General features: G+C 47.0%; 19 protein-coding genes. 5 read left to right on the forward strand and 14 right to left on the reverse strand.

Annotated features, from left to right (window positions below):
• Window positions 1–134: 134 nt before the first annotated feature.
• The 8 genes from sufU to QZN42_RS03190 form a co-directional block, all read right to left on the reverse strand.
• Entirely contained in the window at window positions 135–581 is a 447-nt protein-coding gene (gene sufU, locus QZN42_RS03155) for a Fe-S cluster assembly sulfur transfer protein SufU (protein WP_296954278.1), read from the reverse strand.
• Window positions 581–1,813 (reverse strand): SufS family cysteine desulfurase, encoded by a 1,233-nt coding sequence (locus QZN42_RS03160; protein ID WP_296954279.1) that lies wholly within the window; start codon window positions 1,811–1,813, stop codon window positions 581–583. Before QZN42_RS03160 ends, sufU begins: the two co-directional genes overlap by 1 nt.
• Window positions 1,810–2,853: a SufD family Fe-S cluster assembly protein gene (locus QZN42_RS03165; RefSeq protein WP_296954280.1), complete on the reverse strand. Its 1,044-nt coding sequence runs from the start codon at window positions 2,851–2,853 to the stop codon at window positions 1,810–1,812. The genes QZN42_RS03160 and QZN42_RS03165 overlap by 4 nt, the downstream gene beginning before the upstream one ends.
• Window positions 2,854–2,862: 9 nt before the next feature.
• Window positions 2,863–4,275 (reverse strand): Fe-S cluster assembly protein SufB, encoded by a 1,413-nt coding sequence (gene sufB, locus QZN42_RS03170; RefSeq protein WP_296954281.1) that lies wholly within the window; start codon window positions 4,273–4,275, stop codon window positions 2,863–2,865.
• Window positions 4,276–4,277: 2 nt separating this feature from the next.
• On the reverse strand, window positions 4,278–5,021 hold the full coding sequence (sufC, locus tag QZN42_RS03175; protein ID WP_296954282.1) for a Fe-S cluster assembly ATPase SufC: 744 nt from the start codon (window positions 5,019–5,021) through the stop codon (window positions 4,278–4,280).
• Between the two features lie 540 nt (window positions 5,022–5,561).
• A complete protein-coding gene (locus QZN42_RS03180; protein ID WP_296954283.1) occupies window positions 5,562–6,362 on the reverse strand; it encodes an ABC transporter substrate-binding protein in 801 nt (266 codons plus the stop codon).
• 187 nt (window positions 6,363–6,549) lie between these two features.
• Window positions 6,550–7,365, reverse strand: coding sequence for an ABC transporter substrate-binding protein (locus tag QZN42_RS03185; RefSeq protein WP_296954284.1), 816 nt, complete (start codon window positions 7,363–7,365; stop codon window positions 6,550–6,552).
• 172 nt (window positions 7,366–7,537) lie between these two features.
• Window positions 7,538–8,332: a basic amino acid ABC transporter substrate-binding protein gene (locus QZN42_RS03190; protein ID WP_296954285.1), complete on the reverse strand. Its 795-nt coding sequence runs from the start codon at window positions 8,330–8,332 to the stop codon at window positions 7,538–7,540.
• A gap of 499 nt (window positions 8,333–8,831) precedes the next feature.
• Here QZN42_RS03190 and QZN42_RS03195 point away from each other — a divergent pair, with 499 nt between their 5' ends.
• From QZN42_RS03195 to QZN42_RS03215, 5 genes are all read left to right on the forward strand, one after another.
• Window positions 8,832–9,419, forward strand: a complete 588-nt coding sequence (locus QZN42_RS03195; RefSeq protein ID WP_296954286.1) for a DedA family protein — start codon at window positions 8,832–8,834, stop codon at window positions 9,417–9,419.
• Window positions 9,416–11,011, forward strand: a complete 1,596-nt coding sequence (locus QZN42_RS03200; protein ID WP_296954287.1) for a glycosyltransferase family 39 protein — start codon at window positions 9,416–9,418, stop codon at window positions 11,009–11,011. The genes QZN42_RS03195 and QZN42_RS03200 overlap by 4 nt, the downstream gene beginning before the upstream one ends.
• Window positions 11,008–12,780, forward strand: coding sequence for a glycosyltransferase family 39 protein (locus QZN42_RS03205; protein ID WP_296954288.1), 1,773 nt, complete (start codon window positions 11,008–11,010; stop codon window positions 12,778–12,780). Before QZN42_RS03200 ends, QZN42_RS03205 begins: the two co-directional genes overlap by 4 nt.
• 16 nt (window positions 12,781–12,796) lie before the next feature.
• Window positions 12,797–13,486: a uracil-DNA glycosylase gene (locus tag QZN42_RS03210; protein ID WP_296954289.1), complete on the forward strand. Its 690-nt coding sequence runs from the start codon at window positions 12,797–12,799 to the stop codon at window positions 13,484–13,486.
• Window positions 13,487–13,616: 130 nt separating this feature from the next.
• The gene (locus QZN42_RS03215) at window positions 13,617–14,027 is read left to right on the forward strand and encodes a GtrA family protein (RefSeq protein ID WP_296954290.1); all 411 of its coding nucleotides are present in this window, start codon (window positions 13,617–13,619) and stop codon (window positions 14,025–14,027) included.
• A 198-nt stretch (window positions 14,028–14,225) separates the two neighbouring features.
• Here the strand turns inward: QZN42_RS03215 and QZN42_RS03220 are convergent, their stop codons facing one another.
• The 6 genes from QZN42_RS03220 to QZN42_RS03245 form a co-directional block, all read right to left on the reverse strand.
• Window positions 14,226–15,167 (reverse strand): glycosyltransferase family 2 protein, encoded by a 942-nt coding sequence (locus tag QZN42_RS03220; protein WP_296954291.1) that lies wholly within the window; start codon window positions 15,165–15,167, stop codon window positions 14,226–14,228.
• A 119-nt stretch (window positions 15,168–15,286) separates the two neighbouring features.
• A complete protein-coding gene (locus QZN42_RS03225) occupies window positions 15,287–17,266 on the reverse strand; it encodes a TRAP transporter permease (RefSeq protein WP_296954292.1) in 1,980 nt (659 codons plus the stop codon).
• A 5-nt stretch (window positions 17,267–17,271) separates the two neighbouring features.
• Complete coding sequence (locus QZN42_RS03230) at window positions 17,272–17,844, reverse strand: DUF1850 domain-containing protein (RefSeq protein WP_296954293.1); 573 nt, start codon at window positions 17,842–17,844, stop codon at window positions 17,272–17,274.
• Window positions 17,845–17,869: 25 nt separating this feature from the next.
• Window positions 17,870–18,853 carry a TAXI family TRAP transporter solute-binding subunit gene (locus tag QZN42_RS03235; protein ID WP_296954294.1) on the reverse strand — a complete coding sequence of 328 codons (984 nt, stop codon included), beginning with the start codon at window positions 18,851–18,853 and terminating at the stop codon, window positions 17,870–17,872.
• A gap of 181 nt (window positions 18,854–19,034) precedes the next feature.
• Window positions 19,035–19,556, reverse strand: a complete 522-nt coding sequence (gene dcd, locus QZN42_RS03240; RefSeq protein WP_296954295.1) for a dCTP deaminase — start codon at window positions 19,554–19,556, stop codon at window positions 19,035–19,037.
• The gene (locus QZN42_RS03245; RefSeq protein ID WP_296954296.1) at window positions 19,553–20,488 is read right to left on the reverse strand and encodes a type II restriction endonuclease; all 936 of its coding nucleotides are present in this window, start codon (window positions 20,486–20,488) and stop codon (window positions 19,553–19,555) included. Before QZN42_RS03245 ends, dcd begins: the two co-directional genes overlap by 4 nt.
• Between the last annotated feature and the right edge of the window lie 51 nt (window positions 20,489–20,539).

Raw genomic sequence — 20,539 nt, forward strand, 5'->3', positions numbered from 1 at the left:
CCTCAAAATGATGAATTTCTCATATTTCATGAAATATTTTATAATTCTATTATTATATTTCTATCCCATTATGTCAATTAAAAACCGGATGCCTGGCATCCGGTTTTAACTCTGCTTAGAAACTTTGCAGGTTTTTACTTTCCTTCTTTTTTCAGTTCTTTCTCAAGAGCCATTTCCAGCGTATGCCAGCCGAGAGTGGCGCATTTGACGCGGACCGGCATTTTGGAGATATCTTTGAGCGTAATGGCCGCTTCCAGTTCTTCCAGTTGTGCCTCATCGGTCACTTTGCCACGAATCATATCGAGGAAAAGGCGGCAGAGCCGGAGTCCTTCTTCCACCGTCCTGTCCCGCAGGAGTTCAGCCATCATGGCTGTGGAAGCCTGGGAAATGGCACAGCCTGTGCCCGTATAGGCCAGATCCTTGATTATTCCGTTTTCCACAATCACTTCGATATCGATATCATCGCCGCAGCTCGGGTTATGGCCGTGTTCATGGAGTGTGGGATGGATGATTTTTCTCTTATTGGTACGATCTTTGTTGTATTCAAGGATAAGATCTGTATATAACTGTTTCAGTTCCATCAGTCGTCATACCCCATCACTTTCCGGACATCCTTCAGTTTTTCGAGGAAATAGTCCACTTCTTCTTCCGTATTATAGAAATAGAAAGAGGCCCGGCAGGTAGCATTAATACCTAAATATTTATGAAGCGGTTCTGCACAGTGATGACCCGTGCGGATGCAGATTCCGTCAGCGGAAAGAATCTGTGCCACATCGTGGGGATGGACATCTTCCACCGTAAAGGCGATGAGGCCTTCTTTTTCTTCCGGGTTCTTCGGCCCGATGATATGAATGAAAGGAAGCTTTTTCATGCCTTCCAGGCACCGGGTGACCAGTTTTCTTTCCTGGGCCCGGATTTCATCATAACCGATGGCCTGAATATAACGGATTGCGGCCACCAGAGATACGGCCCCTTCCACATACTGGGTTCCGGCTTCGAATTTGGCCGGAAGTTCAGCAAAGGAAGTATGCTGTTCTTCCACTACGTCGATCATATCTCCGCCCCGGAGGAATGGTTCCATTTCTTCCAGCAGTTCTTCTTTTCCGTAAAGGACGCCGATACCTCCCATAGAACACATTTTATGGCCAGAGAAAGCGAAGAAATCGCAGTCCAGATCCTGCACATCCACCGGTTTATGGGGAGCAGACTGAGCGCCATCGAGAACGACAATCGCCCCATGGGCATGGGCACGCTGAATGAGGGGCTTCGGATCGAAATCAATCCCCAGTACATTGGAAACTTCTGCGAAGGCAAAGATCTTCACCCTGGGATCATCAATTTTTTTCAGTTCTTCTTCCGGAAAATGACCGGTTTCTTTATCTACATAAATATAGTCAAGGACGGCCCCTGTCTTTTCTGCCACCCGCTGCCAGGTGACGAGGTTGGAATGGTGTTCCGCAATGGTGATAAGGATATGGTCCCCTGCCTGTACATGGGTCTCGCCCCAGGAACGGGCCACCAGGTTCAGGGATTCGGTAGTATTTCTTGTATAAATGATTTCTCTTTCGCTTTTTGCATGGATGAAGTCACGAACGACTTCCTTAGAGGAGTCGTAAGCTTCCGATGCCGCAATAGCAAAGACATGCGCCCCTCTGTGCGGATTGCCATTCTGATGTGTCACATAGTCAACCACTGCATTGATGACGGGCAGCGGTCTCTGGGTGGTTGCACCGTTATCAAAATAAACCACTTTGTGCCCGTTAACTTCTGTATTGAAAATAGGAAAATCTTTCCTGATCAGTTCACTATTCATTTAATCTCCTTGGAATCCAGTTTTTCTCTGAGTTCTCTCAGTACTTCTTCTCTCACCGATTCATCCATTTGATCGATAATTGGACGAATGAGTGCTTCAATGACGATTCTTCTTGCTTCTTCCAGAGAGAAGCCGCGGCTCATAAGGAAATAAATCGTATTTTCATCCAGCTGGCCTGCGCTGGATGCATGATTGCCCTGCACATCATCTTCCGTGCAGAGAAGAAGAGGAAGGGAAATATTTTTCGTCTTCGGTGCAAGCTGGATGGCATAGTCGCCTTCATCCCCCACGGAACCGCTGCAGCCCTTTTTGAAGTCCAGGGTTCCCCGGAAAATTTTCTTTGAGGTGTCATCCAGAGCACCTTTCACGTCGATTTCAGCTTTTGTCTTTTTACCCACATGATCGATGTGGTAGAAAAAGTCCAGATGCTGTCTACCCTTTCCTGCATAGAGGGCCCGTTCAAACATCTGTGAATGGTCCCCCTCCAGTTTTCCGTAGCTGTGGATATAAATATTCTCTCCGCCCAGTTCAGCAACCGTAAAGTCGGCCTTTGCATTTTCGGAGAGGACCGTATGGCGCTGGTCAAAAATCTTTGCCCCTTTGAGGCCGCTTACAAGACGGGACACTTTAAGATTTGCATTTTTATCCAGCTCATAATAAGCAGCAGCAAGAGAAGTGCCCTCGTATTTTCCTTCCATGCGGTATATGAGATTGAGGTCTGCGCCTTCTTCCAGCTTGAAAAGGAAGGCAGCCGCAAAGTCGGGATTTTCCATACTTCCTGAAAGGGTAATGGTCAGATCCGCTTTGACCCCTGCAGGAATGGTAATCGTATAATGACTGCCCTTTTCCAGTGCTTTTACGGTCTCCGGAGAAGCCCCCCGGAAAAAGTCCGGAAGCCTTCCTCCTTCAGATACGTAGGAAATATCGGAAAAAGCAGGTGTATTTCCATTCTTCGGCGCTTCAAAGTCCACTTTCGTATCATTCGTATGAAGATAACGATAGGTGAGGAGAGGCAGCCGGTTGATTCTTATTTCTTCCATATGGCCTCCTTATCCTATAGCGCCTTCAAATTCAAGATCGATGAGACGGTTCATTTCTACCGCATACTCCAGAGGAAGGGCTTTGGAAATAGGTTCCGCAAATCCTCTGACCAGCATGGCCTTGGCATCTTCTTCCGAAAGCCCGCGGCTCATGAGGTAATAAATATCCTCGTCGGGAATACGACCGATTTTTGCTTCATGACCAAGGTCGATATCATCGTTTTCAATAATAATATCGGGAATGGTATCGGATCTCGATTCATTATCCAGCATCAGGGATTCACAGGAAATAGTACCTTTTGTCCCCTTCGCATTGGGTCCGATATAGACCACACCCCTGTAAATGGCCGTGCCTCCGGCTTTGGAAATGGATTTGGAATTGACAGTCATGGAGACATTCTTTCCCAGTGCTTCCACTTTGGAACCGGTATCCAGGAACTGACCCTTACCTGCAAAAGTAATGCCTGTAAATTCGCAGGTGGACCTGTCGCCTTTCAGCACTGTATCCGGATAGAGGCAGGACGTATGGGAACCGAAAGAACCGGAAACCCAGATCATATGACCGTCTTCTTCCACCAGGGATTTCTTGGTGTTCAGGTTGTACATGTTCTTGGACCAGTTTTCAATGGTCGAATAGCGGAGTGTCGCTCCCTTTTTCACATACAGCTCAACCGCCCCTGCGTGAAGGTTGGCCACGTTATATCTTGGAGCCGAGCAGCCTTCGATGAAATGACAGGTGGCTCCTTCTTCCACAATAATCAGTGTATGTTCAAACTGACCGGCCCCCGGCGCGTTCAGGCGGAAATAACTCTGAAGAGGCATCCTGACATTTACGCCTTTGGGCACATAGACGAAAGACCCGCCGGACCATACGGCATAATGGAGGGCCGCAAATTTATGATAATTGGGAGTAATCAGTTTTCCGAAATAGGGTTTGATCAGTTCCGGGTATTTCTTCACTGCCGTTTCGAAATCCACATAAATGACGCCCTGTTCTTCCAGCTCTTTCTGGATATTGTGGTACACCACTTCAGAGTCATACTGTGCACCTACACCGGCAAGGGATTTCTTTTCCGCTTCCGGAATTCCCAGTCTGTCGAAAGTATCCCGGATATTTTCCGGCAGATCCTCCCAGCGGGCTTTCATATCTGTTTTAGGACGCACATAAGTATCGATGTGCTCCATATCCAGTTCGGAAATATCCGGCGCCCACGGCGGAATATCCAGCTTGTTGTAAATTTTCAAAGCCTGCAGACGTTTTTCCAGCATCCATTCAGGTTCCTCTTTTTCGGCAGAAATCTGGCGGATGATCTCTTCATTGAGCCCTTTGTCCGCTTTGTAGGAAAATTCCACCTTGTCCTTCACATCGTAAATGCTGCGGTTGACTTCTTCGACCTGGCTTCTTACTTTTTCCTCAGCCATGATCACACCTCACTGCGGTAGGCATCGAAACCGTTCTTCTCGATTTCATCCACCAGTTCCGGTCCTCCCTCTTTTACGATCCGTCCATCGATAAGTACATGGACAAATTCAGGAGTAATGAATTTCAGAATCTGGTTCAGATGGGTAATGATGAGGATGGAATTATTTTCATTGTGATATTCGGAAATATTTTTAGAAACGATACGAACTGCATCCACATCCAGACCGGAATCGGTCTCATCCAGCATGGCCAGCTTCGGATCAAGGATGCGCATCTGAAGGATTTCACTCTTCTTCCGTTCACCACCTGAGAATCCGTCATTAAGATAACGATCCCCATAAGAAGGATCCATGGCCAGTCCTTCCATACGGCTCTTCATGAGACGCTTGAAAGGGAAAAGACGCTGCTGTTTGCCGGAAATAGTGGTCTTTGCCGTACGAATGAAATTTTCCATAGTAATGCCTGCCACGGAAATAGGATTCTGGAAAGAAAGGAAAATGCCAAGTCTGGCACGCTTGTCGACAGAAAGGTTTGTAATGTCCTCTCCTTCGAAATAAATATGTCCCTCAGTAATTTTGTAGACAGGATTTCCCATGATAGCATGAAGCAGCGTCGACTTGCCTGCCCCGTTAACGCCCATAATGACATGGACTTCCCCCGTGTTCACGGTGAGGTTAATGCCGTGGAGGAGTTCTTTCCCGCCTACAGATACGTGGAGATTTTCCACGCGAAGTAATTCGCTCATTTGATCACCTCATATATTGTAATCTGCATGCGCCTCTCGACGTATACAATTAAAAGCTTATTCCATTTTACTGTATTTATCCCTATATGTAAATACAGGACCCCGAAAAGAAAAGGGAGTTTTATTTAAATCGGGAACCTGAATTTATATTATCTAACTTTTTCAATATGAAGTCAAGTTATCCCTTTTCCTGAAAAAATAACCATCCCTGGTCCTCCGGTTTTCCCTGTTCTTTACAGAAATGATAAAATAAAAGAAAAAGGAGGTCTTCCCACGAATAAAAAACTACTGATTGCTGCAGCGGCCGGATTCATCGCCCTGGGCGGCTTTGGCGTATCGGCCGAAAATAATACAGATGAAAGTGCATATTGTTACGGTCCCGGGAGCGGTTACTGCTATTCTGGAGAAAACCGGCCGGATGAGGACTACGGATGCAATGGCTATGGCAGAAATTATAACTGCCGTACTAATCGTGGCTGCGGGTGCGGTTACAGAAGATAATCAAAAAGGACATCTGCCGATGTCCTTTTTTGATGTTATTTATTTTTTCTCTGCCACTTTGTCCTCGAAGAACCACTTTTTAGAAAGTTCATCATACGTGCCATCGCTCATGACTTTCTTCAAGGCCCGGTTCACTTCGTCTGCCAGTTTCTGATTGTCTTTTGAAACGGCAATACCAAAATTATCCTCCGCCGGAATGAGTCCCACGATAGTAAGCTTTGAGGCCCTTCCTGCTTTCAGACCGTAAATGGAGGCGGGTTCATCGGTAATGCCGGCATCGGCTTCTCCCTTTTCCACCGCATCAAATACGCCATTATAGTCGCCCATGGATTTGATTTTGGCCGGTCCCATTTCCTTGACTTTTGCTTCACTGGTACTTCCCTGCAGGGTGGCCACGGTTTTCCCTTTGATTGCCCCTTCCCCGCGGAGGCCCGAGTCCTTTTTGACGATAATGGAATAGCCGCTCATTTTATAGTAGGGGTCGGAAAAGGCAACATGTTTTTTCCTTTCGTCCCTGATGGTAATGGCGGAAATACCCATATCCACTTTTTTATTTTCCACAGCGGAAATAATTTCACCAAAATGCATGGTTTCCACTTTGACTTCCGCATTCATTTCCTTTGCCACCGCTTTGGCCAGGTCCAGTTCAAAGCCAACCACATGGCCATGTTCATCTTTAAAAGAAAGTGGCGCATAGTCCCCTTCCGTCGCCACGGTGAGGACTCTACCCGCAGAGGCAGACCTGGGAGCTTCCCTCTCTGGCGCTTTCCCGCAGCCCGCAAAAGCAAGAGATCCTGCGGCAGCCAGAAGTAAAAGGGCCATTTTCCAGTTTTTATTCATTTGATTTCCTCCTGTTCTGAAATCAAAGCAATATAGAACGTATTCATCTACTCTACTATATAGGTAACTCCCTATAATTTCAATATGCGCTTTTATTTCTTTAATTTTTCAATTTTATATTTTTATATTTTGAAATTATGCCCATAAAAAAACCGTAAAAGCAATTGCTTTCACGGTTTTTACATTTTTATTTCTTCATAGCCGGCGCTTTATCCACATTTTTGTCAGCAAACCATTTGTCATGAATCTTGTCGTATTCCCCATTTTTCATGAGTTTATCCAGTGCATCATTGACCTGTTTCTGGAGACCTTCATCTTTTTTATTCAGCAGCATGACAAATCCGCCGGAACCCGGGAGGACGGCCGCCTGTTTCAGTTTGTCCGAAGCTCCATGAGCCAGGTAGAAACGGGCCACCGGTTTATCGAGAATAAGGGCATCCGCCTCGTTGTCCTCTACAGCTTTGATAATCTGGTCATGGGAATCATATTCCTTCACTTCCGCCCCGCACCGTTTTGCGGTTTCCACGTAGAGGGTCCCTTTCTGGACAGCCACCTTTTTCCCTTTCAGGTCTTCCGGAGATTTGATTTCATTATCATCTTTGCGGGCAAGAACAGATACGCTTTCCTTGCTGTAATAAATGCTGCTGAAATCCACTTTTTCCTGACGGTCTTTCGTCATATCCGCAGCAGAAACGGCAATATCTGCCTTGTTATCCACCAGGGCAGGAATCAGTTTATCAAAAGGCGTGGCCTCATAAACGACCTTTGCGCCAAGTTCTTTGGCCACTGCTTTCGTGATATCCACATCAAAGCCTACGATATTTCCTTTTTCATCTTTGTAGGCAAAAGGCGGATAGGTAGCATTGCATACGACTTTCAGCTCTTTCTTGACCGGTGCAGATTTGGCAGGAGACGAAGATGCTTTCTCTCCGCCGCAGCCTGCCATTGTGCCTAGAACTGTCAGTGCCAGAACGGCTGCACCTGCTTTTGTCCAGTGATTCATAGGGTACCTCCATTGGAAATATATGAACTTGTCCCCATTTTTTCTTCATTATATAAGGACCGTTCTACTTTAGCAAATAGAATGTATTCCTTTAATTGGGAACAGCAATAAAGAACGCAAAAACCGTGAAACGGAAAATCCGTCTCACGGTTTTGTTACTTCTTATGGATTATTACTTCTTCTTTTCGCCGAACCACTTAGCGTAAATCTTATCGTAAGTGCCATCAGCCTTGAGATCTTTCAGCGCTTTATTTACAGCGGCAACCAGTTCTTTCTTATCCTTGTTCATGGCAAGAGCAAGCGGTTCGCCGGCTTTCGGGCTGCCTACTGCCTTCAGGTCTTTATCAGCGCCCTTATGGAGATAGTAGAGACCTACCGGTTTATCGATAACGAATGCATCCAGGGTGCCTGCCTGCAGTTCCATAAAGCCCTGGGAGTTGGTATCCAGCTGTTTTACTTCTGCTGCTTTTGCTTCTTTGGCCACATTAACCTGATCGGTGCCTACCTGAGCGCCTACTTTCTTGCCTGCCAGATCGGCCCAGTCTTTAATGGAAGTATTGTCTTTCTTGACAATAATGGTATAGCCTGCATCGGTATAGTAAGGATCGGAGAAGGAAACAGTCTTTGCTCTTTCCGGGGTAGCATTCATAGCTGCGGCTACGATATCGATCTGGCCTGCCTGAACAGCCGGAATCAGTGCATCAAAGCCCATGGACTTGAATTCCATTTTACTGCCCATCTTCTTGATGATAGCATCAGTAAGATCCAGGTCAAAGCCTACATATTTATCATTTTCAGTAAATTCAAATGGCGGGTAGGTGGTTTCTGAACCTACGCGGATTACCGGCGGAATTCCGCCAGCTGCAGAAGATGCAGCTTTTTTGTCTCCACCGCCGCAGCCTGCTGCCAGAAGGGTAGCAGCCATAGCGCCCATTGCCAATGCGATTTTCAGTTTTTTACCCATCATAACGATCATCTCCAGATTCATTACCTCTGCGAAGGGCCTGCATATTTATCCCTTCCCTCCGCTGAAAAAGCTGCTGAGAAATACGGATGATTTCCCATTTCTCCTATCGATGCCCAAGCATCAACGGAATTTCTGTATTTTCAGTATCTTTATACAAGCTATGCATATTTTATCAATTTCTTGTATAACTGTCAATTGTTTTTAAAAGATATAAGGATTTTATTATGAATATTTTTCACCCGCCCCTGCCTTCTGAAAATCTCTCCTATAAAGAAATACTGTTTTTACATTAAAATATATTACTTATTAAATTGAATGACGAGATTACATTGACCCCCGCCCACTTATCATGATATTATTTTATATACGAGTCCCCAAACGGGCTGAATTTATGATTTGTTAAATTCTGTATAATGAATAGATACACTTCCTGCTTTATACTGAAAAAGATAAAGATTCTCTCTGTTTTCAAGACCCGCCGGGCGGGCAAAAGGTGCTTATGGAACTAATTATTACATTCCTTTCGGACTGGGGGTACCTTGCCCTCTTTATCTGCATGGTGCTGGAAAATATGAATGTCCCCATTCCCAGTGAAATCATCCTGGGCTTCGCAGGATTTCTTGTGTCCCAGGATATATTTTCTTTCTGGCCAACTGTCATCATCGGGACCGTTGCCGGCATAGCCGGTTCTGTCGGTTCCTACTACATGGGATATCATGGCGGGAGAGACCTCATCCTGAAGCATACGGCCAAAGGAGGCCTGGGGGCAAAGAAAATGATTGCCGCCAAAGACTGGTTTGAAAATTATGGAGCCATTGCCGTTTTCACAGGAAGGCTCCTCCCCGGCGTTCGTACTTTTATTTCCCTTCCTGCAGGTATCGCACAGTTCCCCATGGGGCAGTTCATTCTGCTCACTATTCTGGGTACCGTTCCCTGGACGATGTTCCTTGTCTACATGGGTTCCATTCTTGGCCACAACTGGCGTATGCTTCTTGATTACAAATGGGAAATCGCAGGTGTGTGCGTCCTCATTTCTGCCATTGTCGCCGGCGGGTATTATCTGTATCACAAAAGAAAAGCCAAATGAAAATCAATAAAAACTGTATTTCTCTTTTTATATTCTGCCTTCTCCTCTATGGCACTTTCTGTGGTCTCATACCGCTTCTGGATCCCGATGAACCGGTCTATGGGGAAACCGCCCGGGAAATGCTTCTGACGGGAGACTGGATCTCACCCCGTATTTATGGGGAATTCTGGTATGACAAGCCTCCTCTTTTTTACTGGCTGGAAGCCATTTCCTTCTCTATTTTTGGCATATCTACCTGGTCTGCCCGTTTTCCATCGGTCCTTCTTGGCGCCCTGACACCGGTATATCTGTACATGAGTTCCAGAAAGCTGATCGGTGAAAACGCCGCCCTCCGGGGAGCTTTTATTTGTGCCTCCTCTCTGGAAATCATTGTCCTGGCCCGGTCCAGCGTTACCGACACGCTTCTGACCTTTACCCTGACTCTGGCGCTCATGAGTTTTCTCCGAAAAGAATATTTTCCGGCCTATATTTCCTGCGGTCTCGCCCTTCTTGCCAAAGGTCCCATCGGCTTCGGATTTCCTGCCCTTATCGTGGGATTGTGGATGATTTTCACAAAACAGTTTAATCTGAAAAATATCCTTGGTCTCAAATGGTACTGGGGAATTCCTTTGGCCTGCCTGGTGGGCCTTCCCTGGTATATCGAAATGGGCATGCTCCATGGGGATGCTTTCATCGATACATTCCTGGGCTACCACAATATCACCCGTTTCACCAGTCCCGAACATGCGGGGCAGAATCATTACTGGCTTTACATCGTGGTGCTGCTGGCCGGTTTTTATCCCTGGTGCGGGACCCTTCCGGGCATCTGCCGGAGGGCAAAGGCCTGGTTTAAAGATAAAGTGCTGGCTTATTTCATGGTCTGGGCCGCTTTCATTTTTATTTTCTTTTCAATTTCCTCTACCCAGCTTTTTTCCTATATCCTTCCCATGTTCCCGCCCCTGTCTCTTCTGGCGGGGAAATATATGACGGACTGTGAGGAGACCGGTCATTTTTCAAAAACTTTCCTTGCTTTCCATCTCCTTTTTGCCTTTGCTTCTGCCACAGCCATCGCTCTGGCTCCGGTGGAACCGGTGGGAGGACTTCCCGTGCGGATTGCTGTCGTCCTTTTCATGACGGCAGCTGCCCTGTATGCGGCATGGAACCTGAAGAAAGGATATTTCCGCCATTTCATGGTTTCCCAGGGAGCATTGATCCTTATTTTTGTCATTTCCGTATGGGGTGTCTTTGCTCCTTCCGTTTCTTCCAAATTCACTTCCAAAGTGATTGCTGAAGACTTTGCAGTGATGGAAAAAGACCCCGCCATTCCCATTTATATCGATACCTTCTACCGGCCGTCAGTGGCTTTCTATACCGGTATTTACGGTAAAGCGCTGCCGGAATTTGATCTGCGTAAAAAAGCAGTGGATGATAAGAACGAAGAAAAAGGGGTCCTTCTCCCAGGCAAGGATGAGGAAACCCTTCCTGATACCGCCTATATTTTAGTCCAGAAAAAAATCCTCAAAAACTGGCCGGAATCAGAGAAGAAGAACCTTTACCTGCTGTGGGAAAAAGACACAGCCTGCGTATTTCTTAAACAGGAGGTCGCCATTTGAGCAGTACAAGACATAGAAACAGTAGAAACAGAAACCAGTCCTCTTCCGAAAATATTTCTAAAGAATCAAAGACTCCCGCCACCCTTTTCTTTTTCTTCCTTACCGCTTTCATCTTCCTTCTCTGGGGAAGCTGGCTCCTGCCGGTAACTGACCCGGTAGAATCGAACTATGCTTTAACCGCAAAAGAAATGGTCCTCTCCGGTGACTGGATGAGTCCCCAAATCTATGGAACTTACTGGTATGACAAGCCCATCATGGTATACTGGCTTCTTTCCATTTCCTATACTCTTCTGGGCTTCACGGATCTTGCCTCAAGGCTTCCCGCCGTTTTCTGCGGTGCCCTTTCCGTGATGATACTTATCTGGTACATGATCCGGATTAAGAAAGACAATATCATTGCCGTCTGGTCAGGTGTCATGCTTGCCATTTCTCTTGAATTCTGGGTCATTTCCCATGCCATCATCACAGACAGTATGCTGCTGCTCTTTACGATTCCCACCATGCTTTCGGGCTATATCGGAGCGATGGAAGGCAATAAAAAACACCTCGTTATCGCCTATGCGGCAGCGGGTCTTGCCTGCCTTTCCAAAGGTCCGGTAGGCCTGGTCCTGCCGGGAGCGCTCCTTCTTTTCTGGTGCCTCTCCATGAAATCAGGGAAAATGGCAGCCCGTCTCTTCCCCTGGCAGGGAATCCTTGCCTTCTTTCTCGTAGTCCTTCCCTGGTATGGGGGAATGGTCCTTATTCATGGCAGTGATTTTATCACCCAGTTCCTGGGCCTTCACAATATAGTACGAGCCACTTCTTCTGAGCATCCGGCTGATAACCACTGGTATTACTATCTGGTGCTTCTTCCCGCAGCCCTTCTCCCCTGGACTTTCACTTCCTTTTATGAAATGGTGAAAGGCTGGAAGGAGAAAATCCCTTTCTATAAATTCCTCATGGTCTGGTGCTGGGGTACCATTCTTTTCTACACCTTAATGGCCACGAAATATGTCACCTATACGTATATTGCCGTAGTTCCTGCCATCATTCTGGCTGCCTTTTCGGCACCAAAAATCAGGGAAGGAGAAAAATGGCCTTCCATTACAGCTGCCACCGGATTCTTCCTTTTCCTTGCCATCGCCCTGGCCGGTTCTTTCTACATCAAAGAAGGCTCCTGGTGGGTGCTCTATGTGGTCATTATCTACGCCGTTTACGCTCTCCTCATCCGCTGGAAAAAGAATATCGGCAGGAGGCTTACCACTATGGCCGCTGTCACGGCTTCCGTTTTCCTCTGCCTCATGATGGAGGGGCTTCCCCATTATATTCCCCGCCGGTCTGCCGTGGACACGGCTTCGGAAATTTTTGAAAGGAAGGGCGACCATTATTTCTTCCGTTCCTATCCTGCAGGCTACACATTTTACACCGGTGAAATCGCCACCCGCCTCGTACCGCCGCCAGTGAATGAGGAGAAGCGAAATCCACTCTGGAATGAAAAATACGTGATGCCTTCCATCTCGGATCAGGAATTCATGGAAAAGCATCAAAAGCAGACCACCCCCGTATTCCTCTTTGTCTCAAAGAGCGATGAGAAATACTTCGGCCTCTGGTTCTACAAACATAGTTTTATGCCGGTGCAGCAGTTTATAAATGGTACCATTTACATCATGACCCCGGAAGAAGATGTGCCCGGTTCCTTCAAGGAAGCTAAAGAGAAAATACAGGATGAAATGGAAAAAGACAGTGAAAACGGTACACTCCCTCCCAAGCCGGGCCCTTCGGGGAATTAACAGAAAAGAGGCTGCCATGAAGAAAGATTTTTCTGATTTCATGAAATATCTCATTGCTTTTAAAGGGGAAAATACCTTTAATCCCTGGAATGATTTCAACCCGGATTATGATGTACCGGGCGCTGTTTCCATACGAAGAGATAATCTGATGGATTACTTTACCCGGCGTATGGGAAAAGCGAAAATCCTTCTCATCGCCGAAGCCTGCGGTTATCAGGGAGGGCAATTCTCCGGAATCGCCATGACCTGCGAGCGAATGATTTTGAATTTCCATCCTGCCGTAAACAGTGAAATGATTTTAGGACGGGAGGGTCTCAGGACAAGCAGGACCGACAGCCCCTTCATTACCAAACCGGCGCAGGTGGAAAAAGGTTTCAATGAACCCACAGACTCTGTCGTCTGGAAAGCCTGCCTTGAAGCAGGACTCTCTCCGGATGAATTTATCCTCTGGAATATTTTCCCTTTCCATCCCTATAAAAAAGGAAACCTCCTAACCAACCGCACGCCCACAGATGAGGAACTTGGTATCGGCCTTTCCTATACAAAGAAATTATTGGAGATTACCGGTCCACTTCCCATTTTTGCCATCGGGAAGAAGAGCGAAACTACACTGACCGAAGCCGGTTTCAAAGTTACCGGCCTTCGCCATCCCGCCAACGGGGGAGCAAATATCTTCCGCATGCAGCTAAAGGAAGCGATGAAATAGTATATTCGTTGTTCGCTGCCCGTTGTTCGTCAGCCATTAGCAATCAGCCGCAAGCTGCCGGCTATTCACTATCAGCCATCCGCCATTTCCCATCAACTATTAGCCATTTTCATAAAAAGCTGGTCATTACATGCTGGATAAAATCATTTTAAAATTTTTCCCCTCTACAGAGCGATTCTGGGAAGTTTTCCGTTTTCTCATGGTAGGCGGTTCCTGCTTTCTGCTGGAATATTTCCTCCTCTTTGCCCTGACGGAATTCGCAGGCTTTGATCCCTTGATTTCCGCCCCCATCGCCTTTACCGTATCCCTGATCGTGAACTATATCCTCTGCGTCTACGTGGTGTTCCACGCGGAAAACCAGTCGGGCCGGCAGATGTTTTTCTTCATCCTCACCTCCATCATGGGCCTTGGCATCAATCAGCTGGTCATGTGGTTCTTCATCGATATCATCGGAATCTGGTATATGTTTGCTAAGGTTATCGCTTCAGCGATTGTCATGATCTGGAATTATTTCACAAAGAGGTATATTTTGAAGAAGTGAAATATCACAAGTTAACGGTTTTCGTTCTTCGTTGCTCGTTGTTCGGTTATACTCATTCTCGGGTTCATCGTTATTCTCATCAAAGTGAATAACGCAAAAACCATCCGTGAAAACCTTTCACGGATGGTCTTTTTATTCATATAATAATCTTCCGCTACCGAACAACGAATCACGAAGAACGACCAGCACCAGTGACTCCTACGATTTTCTGAGCAGTAAACGAATCATATTCATCTGTATTTCCAGATTTTTCCTGGCATTCTTGACTTCCGTGTCCAGTACGAGACCTATACCGAAAAAGACAAGAGCTGCCATCATGAAGAAGCCGGAAGTGACGAGGGTCGGCATCTTTGGCACGAGACCGGTCACCATGTATTCATGGAATACAGGGATAAAGAGGATAATGGAAATGAGAGCCATCACCACGGCGCTGATAGAGAAAAAACGAAGGGGCCGGTAATCTTTATAGAGCATGAAAATGGTTTTCAGTACTTTGAAGCCGTCCCGGAATGTATGAAGCTTGGAAACACTTCCATCAGGCCGGTCCCGGTAGGTCACGGGCACATTGGCAAGGAGCAGATTCTTGTCCAGGGCATGAATGGTCATTTCCGTTTCTATTTCAAAACCTTTAGAAAGAATGGGAAAAGTCTTCACGAACATGGGTGAAAAGGCACGGTAACCCGTCATGACATCCTTGATTTCATGGGCATTTTCTCCCCAGAACATATTGATAAAACGCCGTACCAGGACATTTCCTGAATTATGGAAAGGTCGCTTGTTCTCTTCGAAATAAGTAGAAGACAGCCGGTCCCCGATGACCATGTCCGCCTTTCCTTCCAGCACCAGGTTCACCATGTCCCTGGCATATTCTGCCGGATACGTATCGTCCCCATCCACCATGACATAGCAGTCCGCATCGATATCCCGGAACATGGAACGGATTACGTTGCCCTTCCCCTGACGGTATTCATGCCGCAGCACGGCCCCTGCCTTCATGGCAATATCTGCCGTGCCATCAGTGGAATTATTGTCATAAACATATACCACCGCTTCCGGAAGGACTTTTTTAAAATCCTTTACCACTTTTTCTATTGTAAGCGCTTCATTCCAGCAGGGAACAAGCACGGCAATCCGGTCCATGTTTTACCTCCATAAATATAGTTATTTCTATTGTACTCTATTTCAGAAAAATTGGAGACATCTGTACAATAAAAAACTGCCCCATTTCATGGAGCAGTTTTTATTTGTAAAAAGATTGCTCAGGCTTCTGCGCCTTTTGCTTTCTTGGCTCTGAAGTACTGGAGAGCAAAGACGCCTGCCAGGATAGCAATACCGATGATATCGGTCAGGGTATGAGGATCGATCAGGCAGAGACCACCTGCCAGAAGGATAATTCGTTCAAGAGGATTGGCCTTCGAATAGAACTGGCCGATCATAGCCCCGGAAATACCGGTCATACCGATGAGGGCTGTAATGGTCGTAAAAGTAACACTGAAGAATGTGGCCCCGATACCGAGAATAGATGGTGACAGGACGAATACATACGGTATGATGAAAGCCGCGATGCCCAATTTCGATGCATTGACACCGGTCTTCAGCGGATCGCCGCCGGAAATCGCGGAACCTGCATAGGCAGCCAGGGCTACCGGCGGGGTAATATCTGCGATAATGCCGAAGTAGAATACAAACATGTGAGCTGCGAGAATCGGCACACCCAGCTGAATGAGGGCCGGTGCTGCAATAGTGGAAGTGATGACATAGTTTGCAGTCGTCGGAACGCCCATGCCCAGAATGAGGGATGTCAACATGGTGCAGATCAGAAGAAGCATGAAATTTCCGGCTGCCACGGTAACGAGGGCAGATGCCAGTTTCAGGCCTACACCGGTTTTCGTTACAATACCGATAATCATTCCGGCAGATGCGCAGGCAATGATAACACCTAGAGCGCCTCTTGCACCTTTGATAAGTCCATCAACGATATCCGGAATGCTCATGCGGGTATTTTTGCGGAGCATAGCGGTAATGATGGAAATAAAGATACCTGCCAGAGCCGCTTTCATCGGGGTATAACCGGAAGCCAGAAGACCGATGATGGCAATCAGCGGAATGGCCAGATGGCCTTCTTCTTTCATAATCTCGCCCCAGGGCGGAAGCTGGCTTCTCGGAGTACCTTTCAGGTTATTTTTCTTGGCTTCGAAGTGAACGCCCAGGAATACGCCCAGGAAGTAAAGGATAGCCGGAACGACAGCTGCTTTAACGACTTCCATATAAGGAACGCCTACGAATTCAGCCATCAGGAAGGCTGCGGCGCCCATGATTGGCGGCATCAGCTGACCGCCGGTAGATGCAGCTGCTTCTACGGCTCCGGCGAAATTCTTGTGATAACCAAGTTTCTTCATCATCGGAATGGTGAAAGAACCGGAACCTACTACGTTGGCTACAGAGGAACCGGAAATGGTTCCCTGGAGGGCGGAGGAAATAACGGCTACCTTTGCAGGACCACCGGAGGCCCAGCCTGCGATGGCATTTGCAATATCAATAAAGAACTTGCCAAGACCTGTTTTTTCAAGGTAGGCACCAAAGAGGATGAAGAGGAAAATAAATGTGGATGATACGCCCAGAGGAATACCGAAAACGCCTTCTGTAGTAAAGAAGATATGGCCTACCATCTGGTTGATGGTAAGTCCTCTGTGTGCCAGAGGCCCCGGCATGTAAGGTCCAAGGAACCCATAAGCCAGGAAGCATAGAACTACGATAACAATCGGAAGGCCTACGATTCGGCGGGCAGCCTCCAAAACCATGATCATCCCGAGAGCCCCGATGAAAGCATCTGTCGGTGTAACAGTACCGGCACGAAGGATAAGTGCCTGGTAATTGACCAGGATGTAAATCGGCGGGATCATGGCCAGAATGGCAAGTACCACATCAAGAGGATTGAACCGACCGTTTTTAATCCAGGATTTCTTTGTCGGACAAAGCAGGAAAACCAGGCAGATGCCGAAAGAAAGATGGATGCAACGCTGGATCATGGCGTCTCTCGCGCCAAAGATACCGGTATAAATCTGAAAGAGAGAAAAGCAGATACAGATAATGGAAATAATGGTTCCACAGATACCTGTATAATCCGCCGTATTTGATTCCTTATCGAGAGCCTTTAATTTGGCCTGCAGTTCCTCGCTGAGCTCTCCCTCAGCCGGCGGGGTACCTGCGGCAGTCTCTTTTTTCTCTAAATCTGCCAATGTAATCAACTCCTGATTTCTTTTTTCATGTACCACCCTTTATACAGTGGTGCTACATACAGCTTTAATTCCTTTCCCAGCGGGACAAGCTCGTCGAGATTGTAATCCGTATCTCCTACGGTCAGTACGCCATGATTGGTGACTCCGTTTCGGATAGAAAGTTCCGGATATCTCCGGTTGATGTCTTCCAGAATGAACCAGCCGTTTTCTTCCCTGAACTTACCTTCGTCAGCCGAGAAAGGCAGCCCCACCCCCATAGATTGATACTTGGTGGATTTAAGAACAAAACCATCTGTAATCTTGTTGACTTCAAGATATTCGTAAATCATCGTCTTCTGGACGGAATGGTGATACGTGAGGGTGACCGGGGTACCCGATTCCACCCGCTGCCTCAACACGAATCCATCTGCCGTCTGCCCGAATACGTAGGGCATGCGGATCCAGTATCCGCCTACCGCCACGATCAGGCATATGATGATTCCGAAAACAATCATCACTGTTTCAAGTTTCCCGTTTTTTTGTTTTCTCATGAAAGCGAGAACGGACCAACAGGTCCGTTCTCCCTCCTTTCTATACAAGGTTGGATCCTGTCAGGATTCTTCCTTATTTTGCCTTCAGGTACTTTTCTGCGCCTGCGTTCATCTTGATGGACATGCCTTCGAGGGCGGTATCCTTCGTGATGTACTTGCCTACGGCATGAGCAGCTTTCATACGATCCAGGTGTTCATAGATGGCTTTTGCAATCTGGCCGCCCAGGTCATCGCTCAGTTTATCAGTACCAACGATGATGCACTTTACCGCTACAGTCTTAACGTCTGCATCCTGTCCGGGGTAGGTTCCCTTCGGAATGGTCATCTTGGTGTAGTACGGATATTTCTTCATCAGGGTATCGATGGTCTTTTCATCCAGGTTTACGATAGCTGCAGATCTGTTGGCGGCAAGGTCCTGAATGGCTGCGGTCGGATAGCCTGCTACGACTACGCCTACATCTACGTTGCCATCCTTCAGGGCATCGGCTGCTTCACCGAAGGAGAGGTACTGTACATCGATATCGTTATAGGTGATGCCGTTAGCTTCAAGAATCTGACGGCAGTTTGCTTCAGCGCCGGAACCGGATGCGCCAACTGCGACCTTCTTGCCCTTCAGGTCTGCAATGGTCTTGATTCCTTTATCCTGGGTGGTTACGAACTGAATGGTTTCCGGATAGAGGGCAGCAATACCGCGGAGGCTGTCTACTTTGTTATCCTTGAACATTTCCTTGCCATTTGCTGCATAGTAGGAAATATCGTTCTGGATAAATGCCAGGTCTACTGAGCCATCCTTCAGCATATTGACGTTTGCTACAGATGCGCCGGTGGACTGGGCAGATGCATTCATACCCTTAATATTCTGGTTCAGCAGTTCTGCCAGAGCACCGCCCAGCGGATAATAGGTGCCTGCAGTACCGCCAGTCGCGATATTCAGGAACTGTTTTCCACCGCCTGCAGAGCCGCTGGAAGCGCCACCGCCGCCGCAGCCTGCAAGAAGAGCTGTACCAGCCAGGCAGAATGCACCGGCTACCATCAGTTTTTTCAATGCCTTTTTCATAATACTGTCCTCCTTAAATACCCTCTTGGAAAACGAAAGCCTTCTTCCCTCCTGAAAAATAGTGAATTCCGGGGCTTTCAAAAATTCATAGAGTGAAATAAAAAAGCAGCTTGGCGCACAGAATCACTCTGCACAAGCTGCAAGCTGCTTCGCTCTATGTTATAAAGTTATTATTATAATACTACTTTTCGAAATCTTTGTAAAGAAGGCTGGGCTGAATTCCTTTATTATTCTGATACTTTCCACCGTTATAACTATCTGCTTCACCAAGAACCGTGTGGAAATAAATCTGGCAGATTTCAACGCCCGCATAAATGCGGATCGGCTGCACGCAGAACATCTCCAGTGTCCAGTACCCTGCAAAGCCCACATCGCCAAATCCTGCAGTCACATGAATGAAAAGACCGAGGCGTCCGATGGAAGACCGGCCCTCCAGCATGGGGACAAAGCATTTCGTCTTTGTATATTCATGAGTACGGCCAAGATAAAGCTTGTTCGGCTCCAGCACGATTCCCTCTTCCGGAATATGAATCATATGCCCCAGATTCGGTTTTTTCATATCCAGCTCATGATTGTCGTAGACCATGAGTTCATCAGCCAGAGTCAGATTATAACTGTTCGGATTGACTTTCTTCGGATCAAAGGGATTGATAACGATTTCCTGTCCCATGTGACGAACTATTTCTCTGCCGGATAAAATCATTTGAATTTCCTCGCTTCCTCATTGAAAATTTTACGATGAGCCGACATGCGACGCCGGATGAAAGAGCTTTTTGCCTTTTCTCCGTCGTTCAGGTTAAAAAGCTTTCTTTCTTCTTCACTGAGCTTCCCGGAAATAAGAAGTTCTCCCCGATCATTAAAAGAAATAAGATGCGCCGAGAAAAGAGTACCATGAGTGGGACAGAAAAGAAGTCCCTTCGTTTCACGCTCCCCATCACCATAGGGATAAGCTTTCAGGAGGGAAATACGCTTTGCTCCGCAGAGGAAGCAGCAGGGACTCTCCCCAAGAGATTTTCTCTGGAAATAATCATCCTCATCGAGCACTTTACGGATGCGGCTCACCGTGCTCTGAGAAGATTTTGAAAAAAGATTGCCCTCTTCGCCGGAAGCCGATTCATCTTCATCAAGAATCCTGCGCAGCTTCTGCTTCTCATGACCTTTTGCCTCCCGGATTTCCCTGAATGCCTCCACCGCTTCCGGTTTCAGAATCCAGAAATAAGTACCATCTTCGCCCTCTGCTCCATCAAATACGTATTCCCAGGGCGGCCTTTTTTCGTCTTTTTCTTCAGGAATGGATTCAGCATCAGAAGGGCCATCCTCTTTCAGCATAAGTAAAGGCTGTGCCTCTCCTTTTCGTTTTTTTGACGGTTTGTCTTCGTACAGCGGCAGCTGGCCTTTTTCCACCAGATCCTTGATTTTGCCGCCGGCCCAGCCCACACCTGCATTAAGAGCACGATACTCCATGTGAAGAGCTCCGGCAATGTTTTTACCATTATCCATGTAATCAGCCGAATCATACAAGCGTTCAAAAATTTCCATCATCAGGTGGCTCATGACTGAGGTATCTCCCATGAGCATGAGCCAGCCTTCCGTGGTAATCATATCCCACCGCTTCAGGCCTTTTCTCCTGGCCATCCCTTCACCGCCTTCCATTAGTAAACAAAATACTATTATTGTTATTATACC

Source organism: uncultured Dialister sp., from assembly GCA_900314595.1.
Lineage (GTDB): Bacteria > Bacillota > Negativicutes > Veillonellales > Dialisteraceae > Dialister.